The sequence below is a fragment of the Streptomyces sp. NPDC026301 genome (genome assembly GCF_055567935.1).
The window spans coordinates 1-12,894 of sequence record NZ_JBVHPN010000040.1; the positions used below are offsets into that span (position 1 = coordinate 1).

Consider the following 12,894-nt stretch of genomic DNA (forward strand, 5'->3'; position numbering starts at 1 on the left):
TGGAAATGGGAGTGGACGTCCGAGCCGGTGGTGCGGATGTGCCCGGCATCCGACTTCAGCGCGGCATGGTCCTTCTCCAGCTGCTCCAGATCGCCCGTGTACTGGGGAATCTGATCCGGCTCCAGCTTGATTTCCACCCGACTGCACCCCCGACTTCATCCGCTGTGGATCGACGCATCGAACCCCCGCGGTCACTACCGATCCGTTTCTTCACTTTAGACCGATCGACTGACATCGGTCGCACAGCGGTACGACATCCCGCCCCCCCCCGAGTCCTCCGCTCTAAGCCCCCTTCAAATGCCGCATCAACCGTTCGAAGTCCTGCCAGCCGGACAGGTCCGACGGGTCGCCCGGGAGGGGGTAGTACAGGGCCGGGCGGGTCTTTGGGCCGAGTTGGAGGGGTGGGGTGGGGAGGGGGGTGTGGCGGGCTCGGTCGCCGGGCATTGCGCGGACTTCTTCGGCGCCGAGGGCGAAGGCGAGGGGGACGCCGGGGCCCTCGAAGTGGGGTGGGACGGCCAGGTCGCGGCGGGCCTTGCGGAGTTGGACCAGCATGGACTGGAGGTGGTGGCGGGTGGCCAGTACCTCTGCGGCGCGCGGGAGGGCGTCCAGCGGGAGTTCCTCGTCGGGGCCGTAGCCGAAGGCGAGGGTGACGTCCTCCTCGATGCCGGCCGTGGTGCGGTTGATGCGGACCGTGGCCAGGCCGGGGCGGGACGGGGTGCCGACGACCACGAGCCAGGTCGGGTCGGGGGCGCGGTCGTGGGCGAGGTCGGTGAGCTGACGGAGGGACCAGGGGAGGTTGGCCGGTTCGGCGGTGCCCCAGCCGGCCGGGGGTTCGCCGGTGAGTTCGCGCCAGACCGATTCCAGCGCGCCGCCGAGTACCAGGCGGTCGTCGGCCGGGTGGACCGTACGGAAGGAGACGGCCAGCTGGCGTTCGCCGGTGTCGGTGACGTTCTGGAAGGTGGCGGCGAGCGGGGTACGGGCGTCCTCGGCGGTGGCCCCCGGGCCCTCGACCGGGGCGAACAGGCCGCCCTGGAAGCGGAGTACGGCGCCGGACAGGCCGTCGTAGTAGCCGTCCCGCTCGTCCTGCACGACCCAGCGGGAGGGCCAGCCGGGGAGGCTGTTGCGTACCGCGGGGGAGAGCGTGGCGCCCGGGTTGGTGACGATCTGGAGGCCCAGTTCGGCGTTGGCGGCGGCCCGGAAGGCGTCCGAGAGCCAGGCCGTCATGGCGACCACCGGGCGGTCCTGGATGATGACGGCGACCTTGTCGGTGAGCGCGTCGACGGCGGGTTGCGCTGCGGCGGGGGTGGGCGCGACGCTCACGCCGTCGGTCTCCACGACGGCGAGCGAGCGGGCGGCCTCCGGCGGCCAGGCGGAGCCGCCGGACAGCGAGGCGAGCCGCGCGGAAAAAGTGCCCGCGAGCCGCTCGGCCTCCTCGACGCCGGTCGTGGCGCGGGCCTCCGTCCACCAGAAGGGGACGGGGGGCGGGGTGGCGCCGAGAAGACGTTCGGCCTCGCCCGCGACCTGGACGAGCAGCGGGGCCTCGATGGAGACGAGGGGGCGGCCCTGTTCGTCGCAGAGCTGCACGACCGCGTCCTCACCCGCGGTACCGACCAGTTTGTCGGGGCCGCCGGAGAGCAGACCCGCGAGCACGGTCAGCGGGTCGGGCATCTTCTGGGTGAGGGTGATGACGTCCTTGGTCATGTGGTGGTCGTCCGGTTCCTGGTCATGGGGGCGTCCGTATCGCTCGGGGACGCTCGTGGTCGGGGTGGCGAGGCGGGGGGGGGGCGTCACCTGTCGATGGGTACCGTCCGGATGACGCGAGCCGCGTCACCCGTCGGTGTGTACCGTCCGGATGACGCGGGCCGCGTCACCCGTCGGTGTACACCGTCTGGATCAGGCGGTTCGGCCGGCCCCGCTGCATGAACACGCCGCGGCCGGGCGGCTGCTGGGAGGCGTACGTGCCGGGGAAGAGCTGGCCCTCGCTGCGGTCGCCCGACATCAGGAGCGCCGAGGCGCCCGACTCGCGCAGGCTCAGCATCAGCGGCTCGTACATGCCGCGCGAGGCGCCCGCGACGCGGCGCGTGAGGACGAAGTGGAGTCCGATGTCGGCCGCGGAGGGGATGTACGGGAGGAAGGGTTCGAGGGGGGCCTGTCCGGCCGTCGTCAGGACGTCGTAGTCGTCGACGAGGACGACGATGCGCGGGCCGCCGCCCCAGCTGCCGGGCTCCAGATCCTCCACGTCCGTACCGTCGCCCGGCAGCCGCTTCTCCAGCTGTCCGGCGACGCCGTGCGCGAGGCCCGCGCACATCTTGGGGTTGTACGCGTAGCCGCCGCGGAACTCCTCGGGGATCGCCCCGCGCAGCCCGCGCCGCGGGTCCATCACCGCGAAGACCAGGTCGTCCTCGCCGTACCGCTCGATGAGGCCCTGCGCGACGGTCTTGAGGAGGTTGGTCTTGCCGCACTCGCTGTCACCCAGGATCAGCAGGTGCTGGTCGTGCTGGAAGAGGTCGACCATGACGGGTGCCAGTGCCGTCTGGTCGAGGCCGATCGGGACGCGCTGCGGCTCGGCGGCGGGGCCCGGCAGCAGATGCGGTTCCAGGACCCGCGGCAGGACCCGTACCGGCTGGGCCACCTCGCCGCTCCAAGTGGCGCGGACCGTACGGGTCGTGCGCTCCAGGACCGCGCCCAGCTCCGAGGTGTCGGTCAGCCCGTCCGTACGCGGCAGCGCGATCTGCGCGAAGAGCTTGCCGTCGGTCAGGACGCGGCCGGGCTCGTCGGGCGCGAGGGTCTCGGCGAGCTTGCGGTCGATGCTGGACTCGCTGGGGTCGTTGAGCCGCAGCTCGACGCGGGTGCCGAAGTTCGACTGCGTGGCGATGCGGACGTCGTTCCAGCGGAGCATGCCGGCGACGACGTGGATGCCGTAACCGCTGCCGCGCTTGAGGATGTCGGCGACCGCGTCGTCCAGCTCCTCGAAGTCGTCGCGCAGCGCGCCGAAGCCGTCGATGATCAGCACGATCTCGGCGGAGGCCAGCTGCGGCAGCCGGCCCGCCGCGTGCAGCATCCGGAGCTGCTCGACGGAGTCGATGCCGTGCTCGCGGAAGAGGTCCTCGCGCAGGGCCAGCATGTTGCGTACTTCTTCGACCGTGCGGCCCGCGCGCTCGCGGTCGGCGCGGCCCGCGACGCCGCCCACGTGCGGCAGGTCCGACAGCGCCTGGAGGCCGCCGCCCACCAGGTCCAGGCCGTAGATGCCGACCTCCTGCGGGGTGTGGGTCAGCGCGACCGAGAGGGCGAGGGTGCGCAGCAGGGTCGTCTTGCCGGCGGCCGGGCCGCCGATCACGGCCGCGTGGCCGCCCGCGACCGTGAGGTCCAGGTACCACTGGCCCTGCCACTGCTTGGTCGGGTCGTCCAGCAGGCCGAGCGGGATCTGCAGCGGGCCGCGCCGCGCGGCGAGCTGCATGCCGCGCGCGCCGACCTCGACCGGCCCGGCGGCCTTGTCCAGGGCGACGGCGGCGGGCAGCGGCGGCAGCCAGATGCGGCGCACCGGATCGGCGGCGCCCTCCAGCTGGCCGACCATGACGCCCATCTCGGTCGGGCCGGTCTCGCGGCGCCGCGCCGCCGGCTCCTGCTCCCCGCTCTGCTCCGGCTCGCCGAGGGTGTTGAACGCCTCGTACTCCAGGGCCAGCGGCCCGGTGTCCTCGTCCTCGGCGCGCTGCACCGGGCCGCGGTAGGCGCCGGAGACGTAGCTCGCCTTGAAGCGCTCGTAGTGGCTGGTGTCGACCTTGAGGTAGCCGAAGCCGGGCAGCGGCGGCAGGTGGAAGGCGTCCGTGGTGTCCAGCACCGTGCGGGACTCGTCGGCGGAGAAGGTGCGCAGGCCGAGCCGGTACGAGAGGTAGGTGTCCAGGCCCTTGAGCTTGCCGCCCTCGATGCGCTGGCTGGACAGCAGCAGATGTACGCCGATGGAGCGGCCGATGCGGCCGATGGACAGGAACAGGTCGATGAAGTCCGGCTTGGCGGTGAGCAGTTCGCCGAACTCGTCGATGACGACGAAGAGGTGCGGCAGCGGTTCCAGGTCGGGGCGCTTCTCGGCGCGCAGCGTGGCGTAGTCCCCGATGTCGGCGACGTTGCCCGCGTTCTTGAGCACCTGTTGGCGGCGCTTGACCTCGCCGGCGAGCGAGGCGTGCACGCGCTCCACGAGGCCCGCCTGGTTCTCCAGGTTGGTGATGACACCGGCGACGTGCGGCAGGTCCGCGAACGGCGCGAAGGTCGCACCGCCCTTGTAGTCGACGAGGACCAGGGCCAGGTCCTCCGGCGGGTGGGTGGCGACCAGGGCCAGTACGAGCGTACGCAGCAGCTCCGACTTGCCGGAACCGGTCGCGCCGACGCACAGGCCGTGCGGGCCCATGCCCAGCTCGGAGGACTCCTTGAGGTCCAGCAGCACCGGCTCGTGGGAGTCGCTGATGCCGATCGGCACGCGCAGGAAGGCACGCTCGCCGCGCGGGGCCCACAGCCGCGACAGGTCCAGCTGCGCCACGTCGTCGATGCCGAGCAGCTCGGCGAAGTCCACGGGACCGGACAGCGGGGCGTCCACGAGGGACTCGGCGGACAGCCGCATCGGCGCGAGCATCCGCGCCAGGCCCTCGGCGAACGGGACGCTGACCTCGTCGACGGTGCCGTGCGCGCTGATCGGCTCCTGCTCGCGCAGGTCCTCGATCACCACCTGATCGCCGTTCACGGTGATCCGCACGCTGACCTGCCCCGGCTCCTGGACCCGCTGCTCCAGCAGGTGCAGGACGGTGACGCCCATGTCGCGCAGGCCGACCGCGTCATCGGGGCGCGGCAGGTCCACGGCGTCCTCGCCGTGCCCGTCGGACACCACGAGCAGCCGGGAGTTCATGGCCAGCGCGTCCCGGTTGGACAGGCCGCGGCGCACCTCGGCCGCGTACGAGGCGCGGCGGCGCAGCTCGGGGCCGATCTGCCGGGCGAGCTGGGGCGGGGAGGGGGCGATCCGGCGGGCGGCGACGGGCCCGTCGAACTGCTCGGTGTCGAGCAGATGCGGCAGCCACTTGGCCCACTCCCAGTCGGTGAGCCGGTCGCCCGGTACCGCCAGCGCCATCGCCACGTCGTCCGGCGCGTGGGTCGCGGAGGTCTGCACGAGCAGCGCGCGGGCGACGCGCAGGCAGTCCTCGCGCGGGCCGATGACGCTGATGTTGCCGACCCGGTCGAGCGGGACGGTGAGCGGGAGTTCGGTGCCGGTGCGGAAGCGGTCCATCAGCGCGGACGCCTCGTTGAGCATGAACCGGTCGGGCGGCGTGAGGACCGAGGAGCCCTGCTGGGCGACGGTCAGATCGCGGACCGGCATCTCGCCCGTGCCGACGCGCACGCGCAGGAAGTCGCCGTCCATCCGGCGGCGCTCCCACAGCCGGGCCGGGTCGCGCACGATGTCGTACAGCGCGTCCGGCGGCGGGTTGAGCACGTCGGCCTGCTCGCGCCGCTCGCGCTCCTCGCCGGACAGCTCCTCGCGCAGGTCCTCCAGGTAGGCGAGGTACGCCTCGCGCTGGGTGCGGCGGGTGCGCTGGGCCTTGCCACGCTGCGAGAAGGCGAGCCCGAGGGTGCCGATGAGGGTGACGACGACGATGATCGCGCCGAGCCCGGCGAACTGGCTGTTGCGCACGACCGTCATCATCACGACGGACGACAGGACACCCGCGACGGGCAGCAGCGACATCGCGATGTTGCCCGACTTGCCCTCGGGGAGGTTGGGCGGGGCCTCGATGGTGCGTGCCTCGGGTGCGGCCTGGGGCCGCGCGGTCCTGGCCGGGCGGTGGATCAGTCGGGTACTCATCGGCGTCCGTCACTCACGGTCGGGCTCGGCATGGGGATCAGTGGCGCTGCTGGGAGAGCCGGAACGCGTCCGCGGCGAGGCGGGTGGCGGCCTCCCTGGTGGAGCGCGCGAGGAGTTCGGTACGGATCGTGCCGCCGGCCGCCAGATGGCGGTCGTACGGGAGGACCTGCACGCCCGCCCCGGTGGACCGCAGCTTCTTGACGGCCTCGTCGAGGTCGAGTCCGCTGTGCGGCACGAGCTCGGTGAGGACGACGACAGTGCCGGCGATCACGTGCGGGGGCAGCCCCTGCATCCACTGGAGGATCGAGTACGTACTGGTGATGCCCTCCAGGGTGGCGGGGGCGGTCAGCACGCGGGCCTGGGCGGCGGAGAGCGCGACCCGGGCGACCTCGGCGGGCAGCGTCTCGCAGTCCACCACCGTCACGCCGAAGTACCGGCGCAGCGAGACCATCACCCGCTCGTACGCCCTGGTCTCCAGCATCGCGCCGATCTGCCCCTGGCTGCCGGGCAGCAGCCAGGCGTTGTTGGGCAGCTGGACGAGGTACCCGGTGACATCGAGCAGCGACATCTGGGGCTCGACGATGCCCGCCAGGTCGCCGGTGGTCCAGCGCAGCGTCTCGGCGCCGAGCCGCAGCGGCAGCGAGCCGAGCGACGGGTCGGCCTCGACGAACAGCACCGGGTCCTGCCGGTAGTGCGCGTACGCCGTGCCGAGCAGCGCGGCGACGGTCGACTTGCCCGAGCCACCGCGGATGGAGGTCACGGCGATCTGCCGGCCGGTGGTCACCGGCTGCTGGAGGACCTCGGCGGTGGCGGTGGTCTCGGCGACCTCGCGCGCGGCGGAGGAGGACACCGTACGGCGGAGGTTGCGCGTGGCCCGCGCGGCGAACGACTCGCCGTGCCGCGGCTTGCGCCCGGTGAGCGCGAGGCTCTTGTCCACGACGGGCCGGGAGTCGGGCGTGCGGTGCGCGCGTGCGCCGGGGGCGTAGCCGGCCTGGGCGTAACCGGCCTGCGCGTAGCCGGCCTGAGCGGGTACCTGCTGCTGGTACTGGGGCGGCTGCTGCTCGTACTGCGGTGCCTGCTGCTGGTACGCGGGCGCCTGCTGCTCGTACGGCGAAGCCTGCTGCGGGTGCTGCTGTTGGGGCGGGAGCGGCGCGGCCGGGTGGCCGGGCTGCTGCGGGGGCGCGGGGTGCTGCTGGGCCGCGGGCTGCCCGGGGGCGCCCTGCTGCTCCGCGGCAGGTCCTTGCGCACCCTGCGTGGCTTGGCCAGGGCCCTGCTGCGCCTGCTGGCCCTGCTGCGGCGTGCCCTGTGACGCGGCCCCGCCCCGCAGGTCACGCAGCACGTCGCCCTGCCAGTTGTCTCCGTTCGGCATGTCAGCCCTTCTTTTCCGCCCTGCTGCCCCGCCCGGAGCGCCTGCGCGTCGAACTCAGAACGTGTTGACCGTGTTGAGCATCAGAACTTGTTGAGCAGCTGTCCGTACACGCCGAACGCACCGACCGCGAGCGGGAAGAGCCCGATCACGCCGATGGATTCGACCAGGTCGGCCACGCGCCGCAGCCGGACCTGCACATGCTCGGGCGGCTGCACCGCCAGGACGAGCAGCGGCAGCACCGCGGCCGCGCACAGCACGACGAACGGCCCGGCGCCCCCGGAGTGGTCCAGCCACACCACGACCAGGCGCACGACGAGCACCGCCGCCGCGGCGAAGAGCGCCACGACCTCGGCCACCAGCGGGAAGGCACGCGCCCTGGAGAGCAGTACGAGGGCCACGAGCGCGGGCAGCGCCACGGTCCACACGCTCGGCGTCGCGGCACGGGTGAGCAGCCAGCTGCCGGCCGTCGCGGAGGCCGCGGTGACGATCGTCGCGAGGGCGAGGCCGCGGTGGGTGGCCGCGAGCGCGTTCCCCACCTGGTGGCGGCTGACGGACGTGCCGCCGGAGCGGCGGTCGTCGAGCGCGGTGAGCCCGGAGGCCATCAGGGCGAGCCGCGGCAGCAGGCCGAGCAGGATCACGGAGCAGACGGCCATCACGGCACCGAGCCGCACCGGGTCGTCCTGGAGGGCGGCGACCGCCTCCCACACCACGGCGATCCCGGCCGTGGCCGCGGCGCCGATGAGCCCGCCGCGGCCGAGCGGCGAGAAGTACCCGAGGAGCAGCAGCGTCACGACGAGCGCGCCGCCGACGGCGGCCAGCCGCGTGGTCCCCGACCAGGCGTAGGCGTCGGCGGCGGTCCAGGCGGTGAGGATGCCGAGGCCGCCGGAGGCGAGCAGCAGCGCCGTGGCGAGCCCGCGGTTGCCCTGCCCGATCTTCGCGACGAGCGCGCCGGCCGCGAGGAGCACGAGCGTGGCCGCGACCAGTACCCCCACGAGCGCGTCGAGCGCGAACTCGCGGCGGGCGAGCAGCGCGGCGACCACCGCGAAGGCGACCGTGGCCACGCCCGCGCTGACCCGGCGTGCGGCGGGCCGCCAGCGCCAGGTTTGCAGGTCCAGGTCGTCGGCCACCAGGTCGGTGACGTCGTGCACGACGGGGGCCGGCGGCGCCGAGTGGGCCCGGACGAGCCGGAGCACGGCGCCGTCCGCGACCTCCGCGGACGACAGCGTGCTGTCGTGCGGCAGCGCGGACCCGTCCGACGTGATCAGCTGCCGGGTCATCGGCCGCGACGCCGCCCGGTCGTCCAGCAGCTGCAGGATGTCCGGCAGCAGCTGCCCTATCGGGGTGTCGGAGGGCAGGACGATGTCGGCCCGGCGTCGCTCGCCGACCAAGGTCACCCGGCTCAGTTGCGCCCGGGATGTCGTTGTTGTGCTCACCACTTACGGGAACCTATCGTCGCGACGTTGAGGACTCGGGCCTGTACGGCGTTCCCATGTTACTGGTGCCCTGCCCATTCCCTTTTGCGCGGAATTCCGCCGCCCGTGCGCCGAATTCCCGCTTTATCCACCCGAGTTGCCGACGCGGAAGTCACCGGCAACTCGTCCTGCTCCCACCGGATTTCCCGGCTTCCTCCGTTTTAGTGCTGTTACTGCTTCTCCGACTTCTACTGCTTCGCTGCCTTCGTCGGCTGCTCGTACTGCTGTTCCTGGCGCTGCTGCTTCTCCTGCTCGGCCTTCTGCTGCGCCAGTGTGTGCTGGAGGAAGGACCAGCCGACGCAGCCCGCGCACAGCACGGCGGCGATGGCGATGCCGGCGAACACCTTGCCGATCCGCTCGTCCGCTGTTCGCCTCGCCCGCTGCGCGCCGAACAGCAGCGCGTCCCGCATCCTGCGCCGGCGTACCGCCACCGACTCCAGAAGCTGGCTGTCGTAATCCCGTGCCATACGTCTCGTCGTCCGTTGCCTCAGTCGTCCGTTGCGTCAGTATCGTCCGTTGCGTCAGTCGTCCGTTGCCTCGGGCGTCTCACTTTGCCTCGCAACATAAGGCATGGGTGAGGAAGCGGTACACCCCAGGGTCAGCCCTGAGCAATCCCCTGGAAGATCATGAAACAGATCCACAGCACGGGAATCAGGGCGATATACGCGAGCGGCCGCTGATGCACCGGCTTCCCCGGATCGGCCTGCCGGCCGTGCTGCCCCGGCGCGGGCGCCGGCAGCTTGCTGACCTTGCGCCGCGCGACAAGATTCCAGATCACGGTGAACGGCGTGAAAAGGAACAGCGAAAACGGGCTCCACCAGCCCTGCCACAGGGTCGCCGTCATCATCGTCCGGTAGACCGCGATGCCGCAGTTCCCGCACATCGGCCCGTCGTACTTCTGAAACCGCATCAGAATCAGAAACCCTTGATGCGCCCGAAACGTCACCCGCGCGGCAGGGCCCCCTCCACAGAACCGGCACCCTTCAGGACCGGGCTGCGGGGCCCCGTACGGCCCCTGCTGCGGCTGGCCGTAGGGCTGCCCGCCCTGGGGCGACATCCCGTACGGCGCCGGCGGCATCCCGTACTGGGGCTGCGGGGACATGCCATAGGGCGCGGGAGGCATGCCGTACTGCGGCTGCCCGGTCTGCGGCGGTCCGGGCTGCTGGGCGTACGGGTTGGCACTCGGCTGCTGCGGTGGCTGGGTGGGCGGCGGCGTGGTGATGGGATTCCCCGTGTCGTGTGGAAGTGGGCGGGCGGCGTACTGCGTTGTCCTGCCGGCTGCTGCCGAAGCCTCGGGCGTGGCGGCCGCACGTCCGGTGCGTGGTCCGGTGCGTGCGCCCTCGGCCTCGTACCAGGCGCGGAGCGACGCGACGGCGGCGTCCAGGAGGCCGCTCTGCACCGCCTCGTCGATCATTCCCTCGCTGATCCGCTCCCCGAGCACCAGCGCCATGGCCGCGCGGACGGCGTCGGCCGGTGACAGCCGTCCGTCCGGCGACAGCTGGGGAAGGGGGTTGGCCGACCACCGGTACTCGGTCGTGACGGCGACGCGCGAGCTCGCGCCAGGCCGCCGCGTCTTCCCGGTCGAGCGCGGCGATCAGGCGCTGGTCGTCGGCGGGGGTGACGGTACGGGCGAGTTCCTCGATCGCGGCCACATCGGAAGCAGCGGTGAGGGGGCCCACGCCGGGCTCACGACCGAGGAGGTCGAGGAGGTCCAGGGGTGCGACGCCGCGTTCACGCACGTCACGCACCTTGGCGTCGTACCACTCCAGCCCCGCCCTGTACGCGTCGATACTGCTCGCCTTGCGGTCCACCCAGCCGACATCGGCGGAGTCGCCCCAGGCGTACCCCATCACCTGTCCGTCGGGGGCGGCGACGCTGATGTAGCGCACGGGATCGGACATGTCGCTCAAGCTGTCTTGTCAGTCCGTCTTGGCGAGCGTCTCGACCGCGGTGGCGTTCGGGGCGTCGGTGAGGGAGTCCGGCACGGCACGGCCCTTGTTGCCCTCCGGGTTGGCGAGCAGCTCTTCGACGGCCTGGGACGGCAGGATGCCCCGCCCCTTGGCTTCCTCCAGCCTGGCGTGCCAGATGCCGCCCTCGGAGAACGCCCGGGGGCCGGCGGCCTCGCGCGGTTCCCACGCGGCGGCGTCGTCCTCGTCGTTGGCCCACACGTAACCGAGGACCGCGCCGCTCTGCTTGTCGACCACCGTGAAGTAACGGACCGGCTTGTCGGTGTGGACTTGGTAGCGCGGCGGCCCCGGCGACACGAGGTTGAAGTGCACGTCCTCGTCGAAGCGTGGGTTGATCGGTCGTTCGTTGTTCATGCCGTTCACATTCCTTTGGCTCGGGCTGATCTGCGACGAAGGCTACGGGCGCCTCGGCAGAACCTCCCCGTAGACGTGCCACTTGCCGTCCGTCTCGTCCATGAAGACACGCGTCACCTTGTACTCGGAGCCCTTGGCGAGGAGCAGCTCGCGTTCTCCGGGGTACTTGGAGAGGTGGTCGATCCACAGAGCGGGGGTGCCCTTCGCCACCCGCAGGTGCATGTGCACGGGCTTCATGTCGAACGGAGGCGGCGGCGTCTTGCCGAGTGCCGTCGAGGTGAACGCCTTGTCGTCGAACACACCGCCCTGCATCTCCAGCGGTGACTTCAGCGGACGGCCGTCGATCTTGATGTGGTCGACCCCGGTGCCGCGCACGATCATGAGGTCCTCGGGCACCGGGCGGGCGCCCATGACCTTGTCCATCTCCGAGATGGTGTGCTTGAGCGAGTCGTCCAGGTCGGTGCCGAAGCGCAGGTGGCTGTTGATCAGGTCGTACTCGTTGCCGCTGTAGGTCTTCAGCGCTTCCCGCGACTCGGTGGGCAGGTCGTCCAGGAACTCGTTCCAGTACGAATTGCCGTACTTCAGTCCCGCGGCGTTGTCGACGCTGGGCGCGGGATTCGTGCCGCGCGCCAGTTCGGCCATGGCCACTGCGTGCTTGTCGGCATCGCTGAGGCTTTCGAACTCCGTCCGCGACATGTGCGGCTTGTACTCGAACGGCTCCCCGGCGCCGCTGCCCGGCACGTCCGTGCCGCCGTGGCCCGGGGCGCCCGGCGCGTCGGTGCCGTGGTGCGCGGCGATGTCCGCCGCGTCATGGCCGAGGTCCGCGTGGTCGCCGTGGTGCGCCGCGTCGTCGCCGTGCCCGGCCGCGTCGTCGGCATGACCGTCACCGTGCCCGCCGTGCGTGCCGTCGTGCCCGTGCGTGCCGGGGCCGTCGTGGCCCGGGCCGTGCGGGGCGTCGGGCGTGTGGGGGTTGCCGGCCGGCGGCACGTCGTGGCCGGGGCCGTGCGGGCCGGTGGGCGGGAGATCATGGCCGGGGGCGTGCGGGCCGGTCGGTGCGTGCGGGCCGGTCTGGCCCGGTACGTGGCTGCCAACCTCGCCCGGTACATGACCGGCCGGGGCGCCCGGGAAGTGGCCCGCCGGGGTGCCGGGGACGTGGCTCGTCGGGCCGCCGGGGACGTGTCCCGCGTTGCCGCTCGGGGCGTGGTCGAACGAACCGCCCGTGGGGCCGAAGGAGCCGCCGTGCGGGCCGAAGGAGCCGCCGGGCGGCGGGCCGTAGGAACCGCTCGGCGGCGGGCCGTAGGGGCCCGCCGGAGCGTGGCCGCCGGGGCCGGCCGGAGTGTGGCCGCCGGAGCCGATCGGGGTCTCGGAGTGGCCGCCCATCGGCGTCGGGCCGCTCGCGTGCGAGACGCCGGGAGCACCGTCGCCGGCGTGGACTCCCGTCATCGCCGGCTGGTCGATCGTCCAGGACTTCGGGAGGCCCGAGGCGCCGGGGACCGTCTCGTGCGGGATCGGAGTCGTCTCGGGGACACCGTTCGTGCCCACCAGATTGCCGTTGGGCTCCAGGAGGCGGCCGTCGGGCAGCTCCACCGAGCCGTCGGGCAGCTTGGGGATGTCGACATTGCCGATCCCCTTCAGGCCCTTCGTGATGTCGCCGATCTTGGAGAGGCCGGCGCCCGCGCCCTTGGCGACATACGTCATCGGGTCGATGACCTTGCCCGCCTTACCCGCCACGGACAGGGCCTTGGCGACCGCGCCGGCCTTGCCCGCACCGGCCGCGGCGCCGCCCGCGCCCCCGGTGAAGACCGTGGTCAGCACGTTGAAGGTGACCGCGCCCGCGGCCCGGCCCGGGTTCTTGCCCCACTCGTCCCAGGCCACCAGCGCCTTGCCGGT

8 protein-coding genes are annotated in these 12,894 nt (G+C 72.5%); all 8 read right to left on the reverse strand.

Features of this window, described 5'->3' with window-relative positions; all coding sequences use genetic code 11:
- Nucleotides 1-282 precede the first annotated feature (282 nt).
- Nucleotides 283-1,701 carry a DUF6177 family protein gene (locus ACZ4MH_RS33860; RefSeq protein ID WP_351600695.1) on the reverse strand — a complete coding sequence of 473 codons (1,419 nt, stop codon included), beginning with the start codon at nt 1,699-1,701 and terminating at the stop codon, nt 283-285.
- Between the two features lie 166 nt (nt 1,702-1,867).
- Complete coding sequence (eccCa, locus tag ACZ4MH_RS33865; protein ID WP_351600698.1) at nt 1,868-5,842, reverse strand: type VII secretion protein EccCa; 3,975 nt, start codon at nt 5,840-5,842, stop codon at nt 1,868-1,870.
- A 37-nt stretch (nt 5,843-5,879) separates the two neighbouring features.
- A complete protein-coding gene (locus ACZ4MH_RS33870) occupies nt 5,880-7,211 on the reverse strand; it encodes a nucleotide-binding protein (RefSeq protein WP_351600701.1) in 1,332 nt (443 codons plus the stop codon).
- Nucleotides 7,212-7,291: 80 nt separating this feature from the next.
- On the reverse strand, nt 7,292-8,647 hold the full coding sequence (gene eccD, locus ACZ4MH_RS33875) for a type VII secretion integral membrane protein EccD (protein ID WP_351600704.1): 1,356 nt from the start codon (nt 8,645-8,647) through the stop codon (nt 7,292-7,294).
- A gap of 224 nt (nt 8,648-8,871) precedes the next feature.
- Complete coding sequence (locus ACZ4MH_RS33880) at nt 8,872-9,150, reverse strand: hypothetical protein (protein WP_351600707.1); 279 nt, start codon at nt 9,148-9,150, stop codon at nt 8,872-8,874.
- 131 nt (nt 9,151-9,281) lie between these two features.
- A complete protein-coding gene (locus tag ACZ4MH_RS33885) occupies nt 9,282-10,133 on the reverse strand; it encodes a hypothetical protein (RefSeq protein ID WP_351600710.1) in 852 nt (283 codons plus the stop codon).
- A 469-nt stretch (nt 10,134-10,602) separates the two neighbouring features.
- Nucleotides 10,603-11,004: a hypothetical protein gene (locus tag ACZ4MH_RS33890; protein WP_351600713.1), complete on the reverse strand. Its 402-nt coding sequence runs from the start codon at nt 11,002-11,004 to the stop codon at nt 10,603-10,605.
- 42 nt (nt 11,005-11,046) lie between these two features.
- Nucleotides 11,047-12,894: ADP-ribosyltransferase (locus tag ACZ4MH_RS33895; RefSeq protein WP_467754852.1), on the reverse strand; the 1,848-nt coding region annotated here is incomplete at its 5' end.

Coding starts and splice junctions, on each gene's coding strand:
- ACZ4MH_RS33860 (WP_351600695.1), bottom strand. CDS start 1,701: ATGACCAAGGACGTCATCACCCTCACCCAGAAGATGCCCGACCCGCTG.
- eccCa (WP_351600698.1), bottom strand. CDS start 5,842: ATGAGTACCCGACTGATCCACCGCCCGGCCAGGACCGCGCGGCCCCAG.
- ACZ4MH_RS33870 (WP_351600701.1), bottom strand. CDS start 7,211: ATGCCGAACGGAGACAACTGGCAGGGCGACGTGCTGCGTGACCTGCGG.
- ACZ4MH_RS33880 (WP_351600707.1), bottom strand. CDS start 9,150: ATGGCACGGGATTACGACAGCCAGCTTCTGGAGTCGGTGGCGGTACGC.
- ACZ4MH_RS33885 (WP_351600710.1), bottom strand. CDS start 10,133: ATGGCGCTGGTGCTCGGGGAGCGGATCAGCGAGGGAATGATCGACGAG.
- ACZ4MH_RS33890 (WP_351600713.1), bottom strand. CDS start 11,004: ATGAACAACGAACGACCGATCAACCCACGCTTCGACGAGGACGTGCAC.